This is a genomic window from Micromonospora sp. B11E3 (assembly GCF_039871625.1).
Taxonomy (GTDB): domain Bacteria; phylum Actinomycetota; class Actinomycetes; order Mycobacteriales; family Micromonosporaceae; genus Micromonospora.
The window spans coordinates 39248-60828 of the sequence record NZ_JBDPMC010000036.1; the positions used below are offsets into that span (position 1 = coordinate 39248).

Consider the following 21581-nt stretch of genomic DNA (forward strand, 5'->3'; position numbering starts at 1 on the left):
CTCAGTTCGGGACGGCTGGGCGGGCCGTCGAGTCGACGTCGAGGGCCCGGAACACCGCGTCCGGGTGCTGCAGCAGGGCGAAGTGCCCCCCGGGCAGGACGTGGCGCGCGAAGCGGCCGCTGGTCCGGGCCTGCCAGTCGTCCACGACGGCCACCGGCACCCCGGCGTCGTCGGCGCCGACGAAGGCCGTCACCGGAAGGTCGAGCAGCGGCTCCGGGGCGGGGCGGTAGGTCTCCACCGCGGTGATGTCGCCCCGCAACGGCGGCAGGTACTCCCGCAGGTGCACGGGATTGTCCAGGATCGCGTCCGGGATACCCCCGTAGCGGCGCTGTAGCTCCCGGGCGAACTCCTGGTCGGTCAGCCCGTCCGTCGGCGGGAAGGGCCGGGGCGTGCCGGGCGCCGCCGCGGCGGCCACCACCAGGTGGGCGGGCAGCGGCAGGCCGCGGACCTGCAGGTACCGGGCCGTCTCGTACGCCACCAGCGCGCCGAGGCTGTTGCCGAGCAGGGCGAACGGCGTGGTCAGCAGGGGCAGCGCCGCCCGGACGAAGTCGGCGACGAGATCCTGCACCCGGGCCAGCGGAGGCTCGCCCCACCGGCCCTCCCGGCCCGGCGGCTGTACCGGGCAGACCTCGATGCCGTGTCGGCCGCCGTCGGTGATCCAGCGCCGGAACGTCGAGGCGCCGCCGCCGGCGTGCGGGAAGCAGAACAGCCGCAGAGCCGGGGCCCGGCCGGGCGTGCCGCCCCGCCACGGCAGCGCCGTACCGGTGAGCTCAGCCATGGCCGTTGACCCCCGCCGCGGCGCCGGTGAGCGTTTGGGCGAGGTCCCCCGCGCCGAGCGCGGCGACGGCGGTCGGCACGCCGACCCGCGTCGCCGGGTCGGCCGCCACGGCGGTGAGCACCGCCACGAAGCGGTCCGCGACGGTCCGCGCGGTGCCGGCGTCGAACAGGTCGGTGGCGTACTCGAGGCTGCCCGCCACCCCGCCGCAGCCGTCCGCCCCGTCGAGTCGCTGCCGGATGCTGACCACCATGTCGAACTTGGCCGTGGTGGAGCCGAGCGGCTCCTCGCGCAGCCGCAGCCCCGGCAGGGTCAGGTCCAGCTCCTCGGTGTTCTCGGACACGAACATCACCTGGAACAGCGGGTGGCGCGAGCGGGAGCGGGCCGGGTTGAGCGCGCGGACCAGGAACTCGAACGGCACGTCCTGGTTGGCGTACGCGGCGAGGTTGGTGTCGCGCACCCGGCCCAGCAGTTCCCGGAAGGTCGGGTTGCCGGAGACGTCCGTGCGCAGCACGACGGTGTTGACGAAACAGCCGACGAGCTCGCCCAGCGCCTCGTCCGCCCGCCCGTTGACCGGGGTGCCGAGCGGGATGTCGGTGCCCGCGCCGAGCCGGGCCAGCGCCACCGCCAGGGCCGCCTGGGCGACCATGAAGACGCTGGTCCGGCTGTGTCGGGCCAGGTCCAGCAGGCCGCGGTGGACGTCGGCCGGGACCTCGAACTCGACGCTGGCGCCGCGACCCGAGGCGACCCGCGGCCGGGGTCGGTCGAACGGCAGCGGCAGCTCCTCCGGCGCGCCGGCCAGCGCCTGGCGCCAGAAGGCGAGCTGCCGGCCGGCCACGCTGTCCGGGTCCTCCAGCCGCCCGAGGAACCGGGTCTGCCACAGCACGTAGTCGGCGTACTGCACGGGCAGCGCCGGCAGGCCGTCGCCGGTGCCGTCGCGGCGCGCCACGTACGCGTCGGCGAGGTCACGCACCAGCCGCACCATCGACCAGCCGTCGCCGGCGATGTGGTGCACCACGACGGTCAGCACGTGCTCGTCGCCGCCGAGGTCGTACAGCCAGGCCCGCACGGGCGGTTCGGTGGCCAGGTCGAACGGGTGGTCGGCGGCGGTGCGCACCAGCTCGGCGACCTCGCCGGCGCCGACGGCGGCGTACGTGAGGACGTCCGGCACCGCGTCGACCGGAACGATCCGCTGCACGGGGGTCCCGTCGACGTCGACGAAGACCGTACGCAGGCTCTCGTGCCGGGCGATCACGTCCCGGAACGCGGCGCGCAGGGTCCCGGTGTCGAGGGCACCGGACAGCCGCAGCGACACGGGGATGTTGTAGGTCGCCCCGGGCCCGCTGAGCCGGTGCAGGAACCACAGGCGTTGCTGGGTGTAGGACAGCGGAACGGCCTCGGGACGCTCCCCGGCGACCAGCGGGGGACGGGTGGTGCGGTCCGCCAGGGCGCCGGCGAGCCCGGCCACCGTCGGGGTGGCGAACAGCTGCCGGATCGGCAGTTCCTTGCCCAGCTCCGACCGGACGCGGCTGATCAGCCGCATCGCGGTCAGCGAGGTGCCGCCGGAGGCGAAGAAGTCGTCGGTGACCCCGCCGCCGGGGCGTCCCAGCACGTCCGTCCAGATCGCCAGCAGCCGTTCCTCCACCACTGTGCGGGGAGCGACGTAGTCGGCCGCGGGTCCGGCCGGGACGGCCTGGTCGGCCAGCGCCCTGCGGTCGACCTTGCCGCTGGTGAGCCGCGGCAGCTCCGGCAGGGACACGAGGTGGGCGGGCATCATGGCGGCCGGCAGCATCTCCCGCAGCGCGGCGAGCAGCGCGGCGGGCTGTCCCGCCGCCGCGTCCGCCGGGCCGGCGACGAAGCCGACGAGCTGCTGGGCGTCACCGGCGGGGCGCACCAGCACCGCGGCCTCCCGGACGCCGGGCAACCGGCGCAGCGCCGCCTCGACGTCGCCGAGCTCGACCCGGACACCGTTGACCTTCAGTTGGCCGTCCCGCCGGCCGAGGAACTCCAGCGTCCCGTCCGCCGCCTGGCGGACCAGGTCACCGGTGCGGTACATCCGCTCGCCGGCACCGTCGAACGGGTTCGGCAGGAACGCCAGCGCGGTCACGTCCGGCCGGCCGAGGTAGCCGCGGGCCAGGCCCACTCCGGCGACGTACAGCTCGCCCGTGGTGCCCGGCGGCACCGGCCGCAGGTCGTCGTCGAGCACGTAGACCCGGAAGTTCCACAGCGGCAGCCCGATCGGCGCGGACGCCGTGGCGACCGGGCGGCGGCACCGCCACCAGGTCAGGTCGATCGACGCCTCGGTGGGGCCGTACAGGTTGACCAGCTCGACGTCGAGCAGGTCCAGGCACCGGTCGACCAGCGCGGCCGGCAGCGCCTCACCGGCGCACATGACCTGGCGCAGGCTGGTGCACTTCTCGACGCCCGGCTCGTCGAGGAACTCGCGCAGCGTGGTGGGCACGAACTGGACGCAGCTGACCCCCTGTTCCTGGATCACCGAGGTCAGGTAGCCCGAGTCGCGGTGCCCGTCGGGTCGGGCCAGGACGACGGTCGCGCCGCTGAACAGGGGGGAGAACAGCTCCAGCATCGACGGGTCGAAGGTCAGCGGCGTCTTGAGCAGCACCCGGTCCCCGGGGCCGTACGCCGCCTCGTCCGCCCACCACAGCAGGGTGTTGAGCACCGCGCGGTGGGTGATGACCACGCCCTTCGGGCGGCCGGTGGACCCGGAGGTGTACAGCACGTAGGCGACGTGCCCGGGGTCGACCGGAGCCGGCGCGGACGCCCTGGCCGGCCGCCTGCGCAGGGCCGCCACCGTGGCGGGATCGTCGAGCAGCACCGACGTCAGCCCGCCGGCCCGCGGGACGGCCCGCGCGGTGGTCGAGTCGGCCAGCAGGAGCGCCGGCTCGGCGTCCTCCAACACCTGCGCGATGCGGGCCGGGGGACTGTCCAGGTCCAGCGGCAGGAAACCGCCGCCGGCCTTGAGGACGGCGAGCACGGCCACCACCAGCTCCACCGAGCGGGGCAGGGCCAGCGCCACCAGGCGCTCAGGTCCGACACCCAGGGTGCGCAGGTGCCGGGCCAGCCGGTCGGCCCGCCGGTCGAGGTCGGCGTACGTCACCGTGCCGCCCTCCTCGACCAGCGCCACCGCCTGCGGGGTCCGTCCGGCCTGGGCGGCGACCAGGTCGTGGAGGGTGGCGTCGGGAACCGCCCGCGCGGTGTCGTTCCAGGGCCACCGCCCGGCGGCCCCGTGGCCGCCGGACCTCGTGGCGGCCTCCGGTCCGCCGCCGACGACCGCGGCCGGGGCGGACACCGGCTCGTCCGGCCGCTCGAGCAGCCGCTGGACCAGGTCGAGGTACGCCTCGGCGTGCCGGCGGATGGTGCTCTCGTCGAACAGGTCGGCGGCGTAGCCCATGGTCACCGTCATGCGGCCGTCCACGGCCACGACGTCGACCTCGAGCGGGGCCTTGGCGTGGTGACGGGCGGCGGGCCGCGCGGCGACGCCCAGCCCGGGCAGCTGCGGCACGGTCGCCGGCCGGTCGAGGTTGAACAGGCAGCGGTAGATCTCGGCGTGCCCGGCGGGCAGCCGGTCACGCACCGCCGCGATGGAGAAGCCGGGGTGCGAGTAGGCCTCGCCGAGGGCCCGCCGGGTCGCGGCCAGGTGCTCCCGGCCGGTGCGTCCCGGGGCCAGCCGGCTGCGTACCGGCAGCACCACGCTGCAGTTGCCGACCAGCCGGTCGTCGTCGCCGTCGTCGCGGCGGGCCACCGGGACGCCGACAACCAGGTCGTCCTGTCCGGTGATCCGGTGCAGCAGCCCGCTGATGGCGGCGAGCAGCAGGGTGAACGGGGTCACCGACAGGGCCCTGGCGCCGCGGCTGATCCGGTCGACGGCGTCCGCGTCCAGTTCGAGCCGGACCTGCCCGCCGCGGCCGTCGCGGGGGCCGCTCGCGGGCCGGTCGGTGGGCAGGCGCAGCGGCGGCGCCGGGCTGCGGAACTGCTCCCGCCAGTACGCGGTGTCCGCCTGACCGGCGGGACCGGCGGTGCGCTGCTCCTGCCGCCGTACGTGGTCCCGGTAGCGCGCCGGCGCGGGCAGCTCCGGCCGGGCGCCGGCCCGCCGGGCCTCGTACCAGCGCAGGATCTCGTCGACCAGCACGGCGAACGACCAGCCGTCCACGACGGTGTGGTGCACCGACAGGTGCAGCCGGTGGTGCTCGGGGCCGAGCCGGAGCAGAGCGGCCTTGACCAGGGGACCGGCCGCCAGGTCGAACACCTCGGCGGCCCGCGCGTCGCACCACGACCGGGCCTGCTCCTCGGCGGGCCCGGCGGCCGGGTCGGTGCAGTCGATCAGCGGCACGTCGGTGCGGGACCGCGGCAGCACCCGCTGGTGCGAACCGTCCGGGGCGAACACCGTCCGCAGGCTCTCGTGCCGGCCCACCACCTCGTCGACCGCCGCGGTCAGCGTGGCCGTGTCGAGCGGCCCGGTCAGGTCCAGCGTGAGGCCCTCGTTGTACGCCCGGGACTGCTCCGGGCCGAGCTGCGCCAGGAACCAGATCTCCCGCTGGGCCTCGGTGAGCGGGTACGGGTCAGCGCCGGCCGCCGGCTCCTCGCCGGCGCGGCGGAAGAAGCCCGCCGCCAGCATCTCCTCGGTGGTCGTCGAGATCGCGCCGATCACGTGTTCCACGTCGGCGTCGGTGTGCGCGGTGGACAGGAAGCAGTTGCGGCCCTCCCAGATGTAGACGCCCTTCTCCACGAGCAGGGTGTGGAAGATCTCGGCGGCCTCCGACGAGGGCGGTTCCTCCAGGAAGCGCAGCCGGAACAGCGACCCGAACCGGGCGACGCTGATCGCCACGCCCAGCTCGGCGAAGCGGGCGTCCACCCGTCGCGCCATGTCCTCGACGCGCTGGTTGAGCTGCTCCTGCAACTGCGGTCCGCGGCGCTTCAACTCCTTCAGCACCGCGTGGGCGGCGGCCAGGGAGAGCGGATGCTTGCAGAAGGTGCCCGTGTAGAAGGTCCGCACGGAGCTGGGGTACGGCCCGTCGGTGAACATCCAGGCGCCGCCGTCGACAGCGTCGAGGAAGCGGGCGTCGCCGGCCACCACCCCGATCGGCATGCCGCCGCCGACCACCTTGCCGTAGGTGGTCAGGTCGGCGCGGATGCCGAAGAGCGCCTGCGCCCCGCCGAGGTGACAGCGGAAGCCCGTGATGACCTCGTCGAAGACCAGCGGCACGTCCACCTCGCTGGTGAGCGCGCGCAGGCGCCGCAGGAACTCCACCGGCTGGATGTCGGGGCGGCGGCTCTGCACCGGTTCGACGAGCACCGCGGCCAGCTCGCCGGCCAGCTCCCGGATGGTGGCCAGCGAGGCCTCGTCGCCGTACGGCAGCACGACGACGTTACGGCTGATCTCCTCCGGCACGCCGGGCGCCAGCGGCACCGAGTGGCCCGAGGCCGCGTCCTGGCGGGCCAGGATCGGGTCGGCCGAGCCGTGGTACGCCCCGGCGAAGACCGCGATGCGGGTACGCCCGGTGACCGCGCGGGCGAGCCGGACGGCGACCATCACCGCCTCGGAGCCGGTGTTGCAGAACAGCGTCCGCTCCACGCCGGTCAGCTCGCGGATCAGTCCGGCGACGTCCGCGGTCAGCGGCGAGTGCGGCCCGAGCTGGATGCCCCGGGCGAGCTGCTCGCCGACCGCGGCCTGGATGAAGGGCTCGTTGTGGCCGAACAGGTTGACGCCGAAACCCATGGTCAGGTCGACGTACTCGTTGCCGTCGACGTCCCACAGCCGGGAGCCGGAGGACCGGCTGACCACCAGCGGGTACCGGATCTGCTTGAGGTTGAGGTACGGCTGCGGCGCGTGGCGGACGTCGGCGTGGTAGGCCCGCTCCCGGACGGCCTGTTCCAACGAGCCCTTCGTGCGGCGGCGGTACCGGTCCACCAGGTCGGCGGTGAACGCCTTCTGGGCCTCGGTCATCGGACCCGAGCGGCGCGGCACCGCCGGCTGGAAGGCGACGTACGCGTCCCGCGGCGCCAGGGGCACCGTACCGGCGGTCGGGGCGGCCTCGACCGCCGGCCGGTGCTGTGCCTGTGCCTGTGCCGGCGGCTGGGGCTGGGGCTGGGGCGCGACCGCCGGGGCGGGCAGCCCGGGCGGGGCGAACACCGGCTGGCCGACGCCGCCGCGCAGCAGCTCGTACGCCTGCCCCATCACGGTGGCGTGGATCTCCAGGAACCGGGCCACGGCGCCGGCGTCCGCCGGGGCGGACCCGGGCGCGGCCGCCACCGGCGCGCCGGTGGCGGCGGGTCCCGGGATGACCGGCGCGCCGGCCTGGACCTCGGCGACCGGGGCGCCGGCCTGGCCCTCGGCGACCGGCGCGCTGGCCTGGCCACCGGCGACCGGCGCGGCGACCGCGACCGCGGCGGGCGCCTCGGCGCCGATGTGCGCCGCCAGCCGGCCGATCGTGTCGATCTCCTCGAAGAGGCGACCGATGGGCACCGACACGCCGTAGGTCCGCTGCACGGTCTGCAGCAGCTGGAACAGAGTCATGGAATCGGCGCCGAGGTCGAGGAACGACGCGTCGGCATCGGGCGCGGTCGGGCTGCCCAGCAACGCGGCCAGCGTGTCCCCGAGCACGGTGACGATCTGGTCGTCGGCGGACGTGGACGGCACGGGGGTGCTACCTCCCAGCTCGACGGGGATGCTCTCCGGGGCGGATCGCACCGGGTGGGGAACCGGAACCGGCAGCCAGTGCCGGGACCGCTCGAAGGGGTACGTCGGCAACGCCACCCGGCGTCCGGGCCCGTCGGTGTGCAGCACGGTCCAGCCGATCTCCTGGCCCGCCACGTACAGCCGGGCCACTGCGTCGGCCAGGACCCGGTCGTCGTCCTGGCCGGTGAGCAGCGACGACGCCCACACCGCCGGGGCGACCACGCGGCGGCCCGCCCCGGACAGCACCTGTCCGGGACCGGTCTCCACGTACCGGGTGCAGCCGCGGGCCGCCAGGGTCCGCAGGCCGTCGACGAACCGGACGGTGTGCTCCAGGTGGCGCTCCCAGTAGTCGGCGCCGGGCACCGCGCCGGCTTCGAACACGGTGCCGTCCAGGTCGCTGACCAGCGGAATACGCGGCGCCCGGTAGGTGAGGGCCCGGGCCGCGACCGCGAAGGCCTCGCGGGCCGCGGACATGGTGGGGCCGTGGAAGGCGTGCCGGGCGGGCAGGTCGTGCGCGGTGACGCGCCGCGCCCGCAACGCGGCGCGCAGGGCGGCTATGCCCTCCGGCGGGCCGGACACGGTGGTCGTGGCGTCGGTGTTCACGGCCGCCACGGCCAGCCGGTCCCCGTCCGGATGCCCATCGATGATGCCGCGCACCGTCGCCTCGTCGGCGAAGGCGACCAGCATCGCGCCGGGTGGGGCGTGGTCCTGCACGGCGCGGCCCCGGGCGACGGCCAGCCGCGCGCCGTCGGCCGGCTCGAACACCCCGGCGACGCAGGCGGCGGCGAGCTGGCCGACGCTGTGGCCCAGCAGCAGGTCCGGGTGGACACCGGCATGCATCCACCAGCGGGCGAGGGCGTACTCGACGGCGAACAGCGCCGGTTGGGCGTACGCGGTCTGCTCCAGCAGGTGCCGCTCGCCGGCACCGGGGAAGAGCAGCGAGGTCAGCGGGACCGGCAGCAGCGACGCGACGGCCTCCGCGCACTCGTCGACCGCGTCCCGGAACACCGGGCTGCGGTCGTAGAGCCGCCGGCCCATGTCCGGGTACTGCGCGCCCTGCCCCGGGAACAGGAACGCCACGTTGCCCCGGTCGGCGCGGTCCACCACCCCGGTGTGCGCCCGCCGGCCGGGTTCGCCCCGGCCCACCGCGTCCAGCAGCGCCAGGGCGTCCTCGCGGTCGTCGACCACGAACGCCGCCCGGTGGGTGAAGTGGTTCCGGCCCGTCGCCGTGGTGCGGCAGACGTCGACGACGTCGAGGTCGGGTTCCGCGCGCAGCCGCGCGGCGTACCGCTGCGCCGTGGTCCGTAGCGCGTTGTCGCTGCGGGCGCTGAGGGTCAGCACCCGCGCCGGCGCGTCCGCCGCGGCGGCGGCACGGGGCGCGGGCTGCGGCGCCTCCTGCACGACGACGTGGGCGTTGGTGCCGCCGAACCCGAACGAGCTCACCCCGGCGGTCAGCCGTTCGCGCCGCCGTCGCCAGGGCCGGGAACCGGTCGGGATCTCGAAGCCGCCGTCGGCGGCGATCTCCGGATTGCGCCGACGCAGGTGCAGGTGGGCCGGCACGCGCCGGTGGCGCAGCATCAGGATGACCTTGATCAGGCCGGCCACGCCGGCGGCCGCCTCGGTGTGCCCGATGTTCGTCTTGACGGAGCCGAGCAGGAACGGTGCGTCCGGCTCGCGTCCCTCGGACAGCACGGCGGACAGCGCCCCGGTCTCGATCGGGTCACCGAGCGGGGTGCCGGTGCCGTGCGCCTCGACGTAGTCCACGTCCGCGGGCGCCACCCCGGCGTCGCGCAGGGCGTCCCGCAGGACCGCCTGCTGGGCGGTGCCGCTCGGCGCGGTCAGCCCGTTGCTGCGCCCGTCCTGGTTGATCGCGGAACCCCGAATCACCGCCAGGACCGGATCGCCGTCGCGCAGGGCGGCAGCGAGCGGCTTGAGCAGGACGAGGCCGCAGCCCTCGGCGCGTACGTAGCCGTCGGCCGAGGCGTCGAACGTCTTGCAGCGGCCGTCCGGGGCCATCATGCCGGCGGCGGTGAAGATCTCCGTCGCCTCCGACGCGAGCACCAGGTTGACCCCGCCGGCCAGGGCGGTGGTGCACTCGCCCGCCCGCAGGCTCCGGCAGGCCAGGTGGACGGCGGTCAGGGACGACGAGCAGGCGGTGTCGACCGCCAGGCTGGGACCGTGCAGGTCGAGGACGTAGGAGAGCCGGTTGGCGGCGATGCTCAGGGCCTGACCGGTGGCGCTGTGCCGGCCGAGCAGGCCGTTGTCCGACGTCTGGAGCCGGCCGTAGTCGCTGCCGCTGATGCCGACGAAGACGCCGGTGCGGCTGCCGGCCAGGTCCGCCGGGGGGACGCCCGCGCTCTCGATCGCCTCCCACGCCACCTCCAGCAGCAGCCGCTGCTGCGGATCCAGGTACGCGGCCTCGGCGGCGGAGATGCCGAAGAACGCCGGGTCGAACAGGTCTACCGTGTCGAGCAACCGCTGCGGCACCGGCCCCAGCGCCTGCCGGCCGGCGGGAGTGGACTCGCCGGCCGGCCGGCCCTCGTCCAGCAGCCGCCAGAACTCCTCCGGGCCCTCGGCCCCGGGAAACCGGCAGCTGAGACCGATGACCGCGACGGCCTGGTCAGCCGGCCCGTCATGGCCGGCCGCTGCGGCCTCGCCCCGCCGCGGTCGCCGGGATCCGGCCGCCCGCCCCGTGGCGACGTCGCCCGGTGCCGGCTCGCCGGGCCCGTCCGCCTCGTCGGCCCGCCCCGTCGCGGTGCCGCCCGGCACCGGTTCGCCGTTGCCGTCCGCCGCCGGCCCGACCAGGTGCCGGCTGAGCGCCCGCGCGGTCGGATGGTTCCAGAAGATGGTCGGGGACAGCGTTCGCCCGAGCAGCGCCTCCAGGTCCCCGACGAGGGACAGCGCGTCCCGTGAGGACATGCCGAGGTCCGCGAGGACCGCGTCCGGCGTGACGGCGTCGGAGGGCAGACCGAGTTGTTCGGCGACCCGCCGGACGATCCACCGTTCCACGTCGCCGGCGCTGGCGGTGCCCTCACTCTTCGCTGCCCCGGCAGCCGGCCGATCGCTGGATCCCCGCAAGGCTCACCTCTCGTGGCGTCTTTCCATGGCCCCACTCGAACTGAGCGCGGACTTACGGGGAGTGACCGTCGCACGGTGAGAGGACGCGATCAACCGGTCCAATCGGGGCGCTCCGATTGGCGAGGTCCATCAGGCTATGGGCCGTTCGGCGGGCTGCGGCTGGCCCGAACGGCCACTCCGGAGACGCGGGACGACTCGGTCCCGGGGACGTGGGTGGCTCCGGCTGGCCCCGCCATGCCGGCGACATGGCGGGGCCAGCCGATCACTCTTCCGGGACGCGTCGAGCCGGCTGTGGGTACGGATCCGACCCGGATGGTCGCGGGGAAGGGTGTGGTTGAGACCGTGAAGTGAGCGTTAACACGTACGCGTGTGAGCGCCAACATACGCACGGATCCCGATCATGTCAACGCTTCTGCCTGCGGCGACATCTGCCGTTGACAAAAGAAGGACATCAGGGGTTGACGTGGCCGGATGTTAGCGCTCACACTTCTGCGTCAGATGGGCTGCGAAGCCGGGGACCGGTCGCACGGGAGGGCCCACATGGCGTCAGAAAGTTGGAGGAAGTTCGATGTCGAAGAAGTTCCTCGCGGCCGTCGCCGGCGTGGTGCTGGCCGCCGGCCTGGTCGGGTGCGGTGGTGATCTCCGACCGGATGACGGTGTTGCGCAACGGCCGTCTGGTGGGGGAGTACCACACCGCCGAGCTCAGCCGGCTCGAGTTGGTCTCGCTCATGATCGGACGGGAGTTCGGCGCCTTGGCGGAGGTGGAGCGGCTCGCCGAACAGGCCGGCGAGGAAGCCGCCACCGTTCCCGTGCTGCGGGCCACCGGAATCGGCCGCAAGGGCTCGGTCGCGCCGCTCGACCTGCAGATCAACCGGGGTGAGGTGGTGGGCCTGGCCGGACTTTTCGGCTCCGGCCGCACCGAGCTTGCGCGGCTGCTCTTCGGGGCGGATCGCCCGGACAGCGGCCAGGTGACCGTCGACGGCAAGGTGGTGCACCTGCGCAATCCCCGCGCCGCCATCGCCGCCGGGATCGCCTTCTGCTCGGAGGGCCGCAAGGGCGAGGGCGTGGTGGCCGACCTCAGCATCCGCGACAACCTGATCCTGGCCATGCAGGCCGCCAACGGCTGGGCCCGACCCATTTCCCGCAAGGTCAAGGACCAACTGGTCGAGAAGTGGATCAAGACGCTGGACATCAGGCCGGCGAACCCCGACGCGCTCGTCGGCAAGCTGTCCGGCGGCAACCAGCAGAAGGTGCTGCTCGCCCGCTGGCTGGTCACCGAGCCGAAGTTGCTCATCCTCGACGAGCCCACCCGCGGCATCGACATCGGGGCCAAGACCCAGATCCAGAAGCTCGTCGCCGAACTCGCCCAGGAAGGCATGGCCGTGGTCTACATCTCCGCCGAGCTCGAAGAGGTCGTGCGCCTGAGCCACCGCGTCGTGGTGATGAAGGACCGAGCAAAGATCGCCGAGCTCGACCAGCATGCGACGGTGGACGACATCATGCGGCTCATCGCCCACGTGGACGAGCGCTCCGAGGCGGTGGCGGCATGACCTCCACCCGCCCCCTGGAACGGTTCCGCGACAGCGGGCTGCTGTGGCCCCTGGTGGCCCTCGTGGTGCTGCTCGCGGCCAACGCGGTGGTGCGGCCGTCGTTCCTGGCGCTGCGGATCCAGGACGGCCACCTCTACGGCAGCCTCGTCGACATCCTCAAGAACGGCGCGCCGACCATGCTCATCGCGCTCGGCATGTGCCTGGTCATCGCCACGCGGGGGATCGACCTGTCGGTCGGCGCGGTCGTCGCGATCGCCGGCGCGGTCACCTGTTCCCACATCGCCGGGGCCGCCGCTCCCGACGGCGTCGGGGCTGCCCTGACCGGCATGGGGATCGCGCTGGCACTGTGCGCCGTCCTCGGCCTGTGGAACGGCTTCCTCGTCGCCGCGCTCAACATCCAGCCGATCATCGCGACGCTCGTGCTGATGATGGCCGGGCGGGGCATCGCGATGCTCATCACCGACGGCCAGATCATCACCGTACGGAATCCGGCGTTCCGCACGGTCGGCGCCGGCTTCCTGGTGCTGCCCGTGTCGATCCTCATCGCCGTCGCCGTGTTCGCGTTCGTCGCCCTCGTGACCAGGAAGACGGCCCTGGGCCTGCTCATCGAGTCCGTCGGCGTCAACCCCGAGGCCAGCCGGCTCGCCGGCCTGCGGGCGGGCACCATCCGGTGCACCGTCTACGTGTTCGCCGCGGTCTGCGCGGGCGTCGCGGGCCTGATGATCAGCTCGAACGTCAGTGCCGCCGACGCCAACAACGCCGGCCTCTGGATCGAGATGGACGCGATCCTGGCCGTGGTGATCGGTGGCACCTCGCTGGCCGGCGGCCGCTACAGCCTCACCGGCACGCTGGTCGGCGCGCTGATCATCCAGACGCTCACCACGACGGTCTACAGCATGGGCATCGCGCCCGAGATCACGCTCGTCTTCAAGGCCGTCGTCGTCATCGCCGTGTGCCTCCTGCAGGCACCCAAGGCGCGGGCCGCCCTGCTGCGCCGCACCCGGCGACGGCACGCGCCCCCGAATCCCGACGCCGAGCCCGCGGCCCGACCGAACCCGCGGAACCAGACCCCGATGATGGTGGAGAAGGTGGCCCAGCCATGACGACCTCAGCAACGCCCGTCAAGGGCAGGGTCCCGCTCGGGGCGCTTTCGGGCCGGCGGTCGATTCCCGGCCGGGTCGTCCCGGTGGTCGCCACGTTCGTGCTGTTCGTGCTCCTCTTCGGGGTCGGCACCGCCCGCTACGACGGGTTCCTGTCCGGTCAGGTCGTGGCCAACCTGTTCATCGACAACGCCTTCCTCATCGTCCTGGCCGTCGGCATGACCTTCGTCATCATCACGGGGGGCATCGACCTGTCGGTGGGCGCGGTGGTGGCGCTGTCCACGATGGTGGCCGCCGCCGGTCTGCGGGCCGGGCTTCCGGCGCCGCTCGTGGTGCTGCTGGTGCTGGCCATGGGATCGACGTTCGGCCTGCTCATGGGCCTGGTCATCCACCACTTCGAGATCCAGCCGTTCATCGTCACACTGGCCGGCTTGTTCCTCGCCCGGGGACTGTGCTTCGTCGTCGGCGTGGAGTCGATCTCGATCAAGGGCCAGGCCTTCCGCACCTTCGCCACCGCCGCGATCCCGCTGTCCGGCACCGTCTCGATCACCTGGAGCGTGGTGATCGCCCTGGCCGTCGTGGCGGTGGCCGTCTGGGTCCTGCACCGCACCCGGTTCGGACGTACGGCGTACGCGGTCGGCGGCAACGAGAACTCGGCGATGCTCATGGGCCTGCCGGTCGCCAGGGTCAAGGTCGGCGTCTACGTCATCAGCGGCCTTTGTTCCGCGATCGCCGGGCTCCTGTTCGCCCTCTACATGCTCTCCGGCTACGGCCTGCACGCCGTCGGCATGGAACTGGACGCCATCGCCTCCGCCGTCATCGGGGGCACGCTGCTCTCCGGAGGCGTCGGTTACCTCCTCGGCTCGCTGCTCGGCGTCCTCGTCCCGGGTGTCATCCAGACACTGATCTCGTTCCAAGGCACGCTGAGTTCATGGTGAACAAAGATCGCGATCGGAACCCTGCTGCTCCTCTTCATCGTGATGCAGCGGGTCTTCATGCGGAGGCGGCCGTGACGGCGGCCGCGGCCAAGGCGCCGGTGATGGCCGACGTCGCCCGTCTGGCGGGCGTGTCGCACCAGACGGTGTCCCGGGTGATCAACGGGTCGCCCAGCATCAAGCCGGAGACGCGGGAACGGGTGCTCCAGGCCATCGAACGGCTCGGCTACCGTCCCAACACCGCCGCCCGCGCGCTGGTGCGCGGCCGCTCCGGGATCATCGGCATCATCGGTACCGCCCGGACGCTGTTCGGCCCGACCAGCATCCACCGGAGCGTCGAGGACGCGGCCCGCGCCGCCGGCTACTTCGCCACCTCGGTGAACCTCTCCGAGGTGACCCGGCGGGCGCTCAGCGACGCCACCGAGCACCTCATGCGTGTCGGCGTGGAGGGCATCGTCATGATCGCCGGGCACGACGAGGCGCTCGAGATGGTGCGTACGCAGCGCTCCCAGGTCCCGTTCGTGGTGGTGGAGGGGGACCTGTCGAAGGCGTCCCGCACCGTCGGGGTGGACCAGGTGCTCGGCGCCCGAATGGCCACCGAGCACCTGCTGGGACTCGGACACCGCGAGATCGTGCACGTGAGCGGTCCGCTCAACTGGGCGGAGGCCCGCGCCCGGGTCGAGGGCTGGCGCCTGGCGATGAGCGCGGCGGGCCTGCGCCCGGCCGAGCCGGTTCGGGGCGACTGGAGCTCCGAGAGCGGGTACGTCGCCGGGCTGCGGATCAGCGCAATGCCCGAGACGACCGCGGTGTTCGCCGCCAACGACCAGATGGCGATCGGGGTGCTCCGCGCACTGCACGAGTCCGGCCGGAGGGTGCCGGAGGACATCTCCGTCGTCGGGTTCGACGACGTCCCCGAGGCGCCCTACCTCATCCCGCCGCTGACCACGATCCAGCAGGACTTCGACGCCGTCGGTCGCCGGGCGATCGAGGTCGTCACGCAGGCGATCCAGGGCGGGGAACTCCAGCCCTCGCCGTTGGTCACCCCCAAGCTCGTGGTGCGTGGGAGCACCGCGCCACCGACAAGGACCAGCACATGAGCAACGACAGGTACGTGGTGGGCGTCGACTTCGGCACCCTGTCGGGCCGGGCCCTCGTGGTCCGGGTCTCCGACGGCGCCGAGCTGGGCTCGGCCGTGCACGAGTACCCGCACGCCGTGCTGACCGACGCCCTCCCCTCCGGCCCGGCGCTGCCCCCTGAGTGGGCACTGCAGGTGCCCCAGGACTACCGCGAGGTCCTGCAGGTGGCGGTGCCGTCGGCGGTACGGCGGGCGGGGATCGACCCGGCCGACGTCATCGGTATCGCCACCGACTTCACCGCCTGCACCGTGCTGCCGACCACGGCCGACGGCACGCCGCTGTGCGAGCTGCCGGCGTACGCCCACCGGCCGCACTCCTACGTCAAGCTGTGGCGGCACCACGCCGCCCAGGGACAGGCCGACCGCATCAACGAGCTGGCCCGCCGCCGCGGGGAGGCATGGCTGCCGCGCTACGGCGGGCTGATCTCCTCGGAGTGGGAGTTCGCCAAGGCGCTGCAGGTCCTCGAAGAGGATCCCGAGGTGTACGCCGCGACCGAACGCTGGGTGGAGGCCGCGGACTGGATCGTGTGGCAGCTGTGCGGCAGGTACGTCCGCAACGCGTGCACCGCCGGCTACAAGGGCATCCTCCAGGACGGGACGTACCCCACCCCGGAGTTCCTCGCCGCGCTCAACCCCGGCTTCGCGCGCTTCGTCGTCGACAAGCTTGAGCACCCGATCGGCCAGCTCGGTGAGGCGGCCGGCCGGCTCACCGCGCAGGCGGCCGCCTGGACGGGCCTGCCCGAGGGCATCGCGGTGGCCGTCGGCAACGTCGACGCCCACGTCACCGCGCCCGCGGCCCAGGCCACCGAGCCCGGCCAGCTGGTGGCGATCATGGGCACCTCCACCTGCCACGTCATGTCCAGCACCGTGCTGCGCGAGGTGCCGGGCATGTGCGGCGTCGTGGACGGTGGGATCATCCCCGGGCTCTGGGGCTACGAGGCCGGCCAGTCCGGGGTGGGCGACATCTTCGGTTGGTTCACCCGCACGGGCGTGCCCGCGGCGTACGCGGCCGAGGCGCAGGAGCGCGGCTTCTCGGTGCACGAACTGCTCACCGAGCGGGCCGCCGGCCAGGCGGTGGGTGAGCACGGGCTCATCGCCCTCGACTGGCACAGCGGCAACCGGTCGGTCCTCGTCGACCACGAGCTGTCCGGGGTCGTCGTCGGGCAGACGCTGGCGACCCGCCCGGAGGACACCTACCGCGCGCTGCTCGAGGCCACCGCATTCGGCACCCGGGTCATCCTCGAGACGTTCCGGGACAGCGGCGTACCGGTCGAAGAGCTCATCGTCGCCGGCGGCCTGACCAAAAACCGCCTGCTCATGCAGATCTACGCCGACGTGACCCGGATGCCACTGTCGGTCCTCGGTTCCGAGCAGGGGCCCGCGCTCGGCTCGGCGATCCACGCCGCGGTCGCCGCCGGCGCCCACCCCGGCATCACGACCGCGGCCAAGGCCATGGGCCGGGTCACCCGCGCCGCGTACCTGCCCGACGAGGAACGAGCAGCGGCCTACGACGCACTGTTCGCCGAGTACCTGGCGCTCCACGACTACTTCGGCCGGGGTGCGAACCCGGTCATGAAGCGACTCAAGGAGATCCGCCGTTCCGCGATGGCCGCCGCCGGCCGGAAGGAGAGCTGACCGTGACCGTTCTGACCGACGTCGACGCGACGATCCGGCACCTGCGCGAGGAGGTGTGCCGGCTGCACGTCGAGCTGACGCACTACGAGCTCGTGGTGTGGACCGCCGGCAACGTGTCGGCCCGTGTGCCCGACCGCGACCTCATGGTCATCAAGCCCAGCGGCGTGCCGTACGACCAGCTCACCCCGGACAACATGGTCGTCTGCGACCTGTCCGGCCGGGTCGTCGACGGCAACCGCGCGCCGTCGTCCGACACCGACGCCCAGGCGTACGTCTACCGCCACATGCCGCACGTCGGCGGTGTCGTGCACACCCACTCGACCTACGCCACCGCCTGGGCATCGCGCGGGGAACCCATCCCGTGCGTGCTGACGATGATGGCCGACGAGTTCGGTGGCGACATCCCCGTCGGCCCGTTCGCGCTCATCGGCGACGACTCCATCGGGCGCGGGATCGTCCAGACCCTCTCGCAGAGCCGCTCGCCGGCGGTACTCATGCGTAACCACGGCGTCTTCAGCATCGGACCGACGGCCCGGGCAGCGGTCAAGGCCGCCGTCATGTGTGAGGACGTGGCCCGCACCGTCCACATCGCCCGGCAACTGGGCCAGCCGCTGCCCATCGCCGAGCACGAGATCGACTCGCTCTACGACCGCTACCAGAACGTCTACGGGCAGCGCTGACCCGCCCGAGCCACCCGAGGAGACCACCCATGCCCGCTGACCCCCAGAACGCCCCCGAGCTGTGGTTCCTGACCGGCAGCCAGCACCTGTACGGCGAGGACACCCTGCGCCAGGTGGCTGAGCAGTCGCAGGCCATCGCCAAGCAGCTCGACGCCAGCGGCCTGCTGCCCGCCAAGGTGGTCTGGCAGCCGGTCCTCGCCGACCCGGCTGCCATCCACGCCCGGGTGCTGGAGGCAAACGCGGCGACGCGCTGCATCGGCGTCATCACCTGGATGCACACGTTCTCCCCGGCGAAGATGTGGATCGCGGGCATGGACGCCCTGCGCAAGCCGATGCTGCACCTGCACACCCAGGCCGGCGCGGAACTTCCCTGGTCCACCATCGACATGGACTTCATGAACCTCAACCAGGCAGCCCACGGCGACCGCGAGTTCGGCTACCTCACCGCCCGGCTCGGCGTGGCCCGCAAGGTCGTCGCCGGGCACGTCAGCAACCCCGTCGTGGTGGAGCGGGTCGCCGCCTGGGCGCGCGCCGCCCTCGGCGCGCACGAGCTGCGGACGCTACGGTTGGCCCGGTTCGGCGACAACATGCGCGACGTGGCCGTCACCGAAGGGGACAAGGTCGAGGCGCAGTTGCGGTTCGGGGTCTCCGTCAACACGTACGGCGTGAACGACCTGGTAAAGGTCGTCGACGACATCCCCGACGCGGAGATCGACGACCTGGTCGAGCAGTACCTCGACGCCTACGACGTGGCGGCCGAGCTGTGCCCGGGCGGGGACCGCCACGAGTCCCTGCGCTACGGCGCCCGGATCGAGGCGGGCCTGCGGGCCTTCCTCTCCGACGGCGGCTTCCAGGCGTTCACGACCAACTTCGAGGACCTCGGCGGCCTGCGCCAGCTTCCCGGCCTCGCCGTGCAGCGGCTGATGGCCGATGGTTACGGCTTCGGCGGCGAGGGCGACTGGAAGACCTCGGTCATGCTCCGCACCACCAAGGTCATGGAAGCCGGCCGTCCCGGCGGCACGAGCTTCATGGAGGACTACACCTACCACCTGGTGCCCGGGCAGGAGAAGATCCTCGGCGCCCACATGCTCGAGGTCTGCCCCAGCATCGCCGGACGCAGGCCGACCCTCGAGATCCACCCCCTCGGCATCGGCAACCGGGAGGACCCGGTGCGCCTGCGCTTCACTGCCGCCCCCGGCCCCGCCGTGGTGGTGGGCATCAGCGACCTGGGAGACCGCTTCCGCCTCACCCTCAACGAGGTCGACGTCGTCGAGCCCGACGAGGCACTGCCCAGGCTTCCGGTCGCGTGCGCCCTGTGGGAGCCGCGACCCACCCTGTCGACCTCGGCCGAGTGCTGGCTGCTCGCCGGCGGCCCGCACCACACCGTCCTGTCGAAGGCGGTCGGCACGCCGGAGTTCCGCGAACTGGCCGAGATGCTGCGTACGGAGCTCGTGGTCATCGACGCGGACGCCACGCCGGAGAGGCTCCAGCGGGAACTCCGGTGGAGCGGCGCCTACCACCGCCTTGCCGCGCGGCTGTAACCCCACCGCGACACCGTCACCCACGACCACCGTCGAGCCGCCCAGGCTCGCACGGGCGACCCGTCATGCCATTCGCACCCGGAAACCCCCGCCCTGAAAGGAGTTCCACATGCCATGATCACAGCGCCGGTTCCTCACCCGGCGGCGCGGACTACTCGCCGCGGCGCTCGCCGCGACCGTCACCTCCACCCTGGCCGGCCTGCCGGCCAGGGGAGAGCCCGTCGCCGAGCGGGAGCAGCAGGTCGACCTGGCACCGCTGGCCAGGCCGTTCGTCATGCCCGGCTTCAAGGAGCAGGAGTTCAACGGCGCGATCTTCGTCGGCGAGGGCGAGACCCGGTTCTCGGTGTCGGTCGACCTGCTGACCAAGGACAACAAGATCGTCCACGAGAACATGGTGCCGAACATCCGGCGCATCGGACCGATCGCCACCGACGGCTCCTACTACGAGATCGAGCTCAGCACCGACGACCGGGTCCTCACCGCCGAGAAGATCGGCGGCCTGCAGGCCACCCTCGACCACCCCGAGAGCTGGGACGCCCGGGACGTGGAGGCGGCCCGGACCCAGCTGCCGGCCCTCCAGGCCCGCTACGAGCAAGTCCAGCGGGACCGCCGCAACATCGTCATCCGGTTCGCCCGGGTCGGGCAGACCGAACTCGTCGGCTCGGTGACCGCGCTCGACGACGACACCACCGTGTTCCTCGACGCGAGCGCGCCCTGGTCGGAGCCCAGCCGGTACGTCGTCGCGGGCGAGCGGGCCATGGCGGGCACCACCACCGGGCTCACCGACCCCGGTAGGCAGGCGCACCTGCGCGTCGACACCAGCGCGCCCGCCGACAGCAGCGCGTCGTACGCCTCGCTGAAGGACATGCTCAACGCGATGGTGGGCAAGAGCGCCGCGACCGGTGAGGGCGCGGCAGCCATGCGGTGGGAGCTCGACCGCGACGAGACGGTCACCTTCACCGCTCGCATGGGCGACGCGGCGCTCCCGGCCTCGCCGCGGTCCCAGGACGAGGCGCTCGCCATCCTGGCGCAGGCCCGGGGCCGGGTGAACGACGGAAGCGTCGACGGTGGCGGCCGGGTCGGCCAGACGACGACGTACATGCGTGACGCCATGGCGCTCAACGCCAACTACGACGAGAAGTTCAACCGCGCTTCGTGATGTGGGGCCTCGGCGGTGGCGGCGACGACATTTTCAAGGGGTGGGACTCGGCCTGGGACGGGATCACCGCCCTGAGCCTCGACCCGGCGCTCGCGCTGGACCACATCCGGGACTTCTACGACCAGGGCGGGCCCCGGTACGACCAGCTGCACGCCGGCCCGATGCACGCCTACCTCGCCTGGCGGGCCTACACCCGCACCGGCGACCGCAGCATCCTTGACCTGGTCTACCCGGTGATGGTGCCCTACATCGACCGGACGAAGGAGTTCGACACCGACGGCGACGGCCTGCTCGAGACCCCCTGGGCGGGCGCGCGGATCGGCGGCCGCGGCAACCACCTCGGCCTCGACGACAGCCCGCAGTACTGGAATGCCATCCAGGTCCCGACCGACGGCAGCGACAACCGGGACAACACCAACCTGACCGACGTCGCCCTCAACTCGTACTACGGACTCCTCGCCGATACCCTCTCAGAGATGGCGGGGGCGCTCGGGAAGGACGCCGACCGGGCGGGCTGGCCACCCCGGACCGTGCCGAGACCCTGGTCCGTGACCACCTGCTCAACCCCGACGAGTTCTGGGGTGAGTACGCCATCCCGAGCGTGGCCCGCAACGACCCGGCGTACTGCAACGCCGGAAAGACCCACGAGGAGACGCCGGCCTACCGCTACTTCCAGAAGCACAACGAGGAGGACGCGTGCGAGGAGTGGCAGGGCGCGGTGTGGCCGCCGATGAACGCCACGGTCTACGACGGCCTCAAGCGGTACGGCTTCGACGAGCCGGCCGCGGAACTGGCCACGAAGAGCAGCGACCTGTGGTTGTCCACCTGGCAGGAGCTGGGCTGGTTCCCCGAGCACTGGGACGCCGAGCCGGGCCAGGTCATCAACGGCGCCGCGACCGACACCGCGTGGCGTACGTACAGCTGGTCGAACCTGATGCCGCTCATGGGTACGCAGGAGCTGATCGCCGACGAGCCGTGGGGTGACCCGCGCGGCATGCGCTTCGGGACGCTGGGCCTGCCGGGCACCAACTCGGTCAACGAGGTGCCGCTGCACGGGCACCGCTACCAGGTGGTGGCTGGACCCGAGTCGACGGTGGTCCACCAGGACGGCCGCCCGCTGTTCACGGCCCGTGGGGCGCGGGTCGTCGTACGGGACTTCGTCGTCGCGGGCGGCACCGCGACGTTCACCGTCAAGGCGGACGGCGCAGCCACCATCAGTGTCTTCGGCGACGGCGGCGGAAAGCCCCGCACCGTTGCGGTGCCGGCGGGCACCACCCAGGTGCGGCTCTGACCCGG

At 73.1% G+C, this 21581-nt stretch carries 12 protein-coding genes; 10 read left to right on the forward strand and 2 right to left on the reverse strand.

Annotated features, from left to right (window positions below):
* Nucleotide 1 precedes the first annotated feature (1 nt).
* Together ABGB16_RS19005 and ABGB16_RS19010 are read right to left on the reverse strand one after the other, a co-directional pair.
* A complete protein-coding gene (locus tag ABGB16_RS19005; protein WP_347669423.1) occupies nucleotides 2-778 on the reverse strand; it encodes an alpha/beta fold hydrolase in 777 nt (258 codons plus the stop codon).
* Nucleotides 771-10481: an amino acid adenylation domain-containing protein gene (locus ABGB16_RS19010; protein WP_347669424.1), complete on the reverse strand. Its 9711-nt coding sequence runs from the start codon at nucleotides 10479-10481 to the stop codon at nucleotides 771-773. Before ABGB16_RS19010 ends, ABGB16_RS19005 begins: the two co-directional genes overlap by 8 nt.
* Nucleotides 10482-11185: 704 nt before the next feature.
* Between ABGB16_RS19010 and ABGB16_RS19015 the strand changes: the two genes are divergently transcribed.
* The 10 genes from ABGB16_RS19015 to ABGB16_RS19060 all read left to right on the forward strand — a co-directional run bounded on the left by ABGB16_RS19015 (nucleotide 11186) and on the right by ABGB16_RS19060 (nucleotide 21576).
* Nucleotides 11186-12100, forward strand: coding sequence for an ATP-binding cassette domain-containing protein (locus tag ABGB16_RS19015; protein ID WP_347669425.1), 915 nt, complete (start codon nucleotides 11186-11188; stop codon nucleotides 12098-12100).
* The gene (locus ABGB16_RS19020; protein WP_347669426.1) at nucleotides 12097-13203 is read left to right on the forward strand and encodes an ABC transporter permease; all 1107 of its coding nucleotides are present in this window, start codon (nucleotides 12097-12099) and stop codon (nucleotides 13201-13203) included. Before ABGB16_RS19015 ends, ABGB16_RS19020 begins: the two co-directional genes overlap by 4 nt.
* A complete protein-coding gene (yjfF, locus tag ABGB16_RS19025; RefSeq protein WP_347669427.1) occupies nucleotides 13200-14138 on the forward strand; it encodes a galactofuranose ABC transporter, permease protein YjfF in 939 nt (312 codons plus the stop codon). Before ABGB16_RS19020 ends, yjfF begins: the two co-directional genes overlap by 4 nt.
* 71 nt (nucleotides 14139-14209) lie before the next feature.
* Entirely contained in the window at nucleotides 14210-15232 is a 1023-nt protein-coding gene (locus tag ABGB16_RS19030; protein ID WP_347669428.1) for a LacI family DNA-binding transcriptional regulator, read from the forward strand.
* Entirely contained in the window at nucleotides 15229-16905 is a 1677-nt protein-coding gene (gene araB / locus ABGB16_RS19035) for a ribulokinase (RefSeq protein WP_347669429.1), read from the forward strand. Before ABGB16_RS19030 ends, araB begins: the two co-directional genes overlap by 4 nt.
* 2 nt (nucleotides 16906-16907) lie before the next feature.
* Nucleotides 16908-17585 (forward strand): L-ribulose-5-phosphate 4-epimerase, encoded by a 678-nt coding sequence (locus tag ABGB16_RS19040; RefSeq protein ID WP_347669430.1) that lies wholly within the window; start codon nucleotides 16908-16910, stop codon nucleotides 17583-17585.
* A gap of 29 nt (nucleotides 17586-17614) precedes the next feature.
* Complete coding sequence (gene araA, locus ABGB16_RS19045; protein ID WP_347669431.1) at nucleotides 17615-19126, forward strand: L-arabinose isomerase; 1512 nt, start codon at nucleotides 17615-17617, stop codon at nucleotides 19124-19126.
* A 274-nt stretch (nucleotides 19127-19400) separates the two neighbouring features.
* On the forward strand, nucleotides 19401-20285 hold the full coding sequence (locus ABGB16_RS19050; RefSeq protein WP_347669432.1) for a hypothetical protein: 885 nt from the start codon (nucleotides 19401-19403) through the stop codon (nucleotides 20283-20285).
* Entirely contained in the window at nucleotides 20282-21019 is a 738-nt protein-coding gene (locus ABGB16_RS19055) for a hypothetical protein (protein WP_347669433.1), read from the forward strand. Before ABGB16_RS19050 ends, ABGB16_RS19055 begins: the two co-directional genes overlap by 4 nt.
* Entirely contained in the window at nucleotides 21016-21576 is a 561-nt protein-coding gene (locus ABGB16_RS19060) for a hypothetical protein (protein WP_347669434.1), read from the forward strand. Before ABGB16_RS19055 ends, ABGB16_RS19060 begins: the two co-directional genes overlap by 4 nt.
* The last annotated feature ends 5 nt before the right edge of the window (nucleotides 21577-21581 follow it).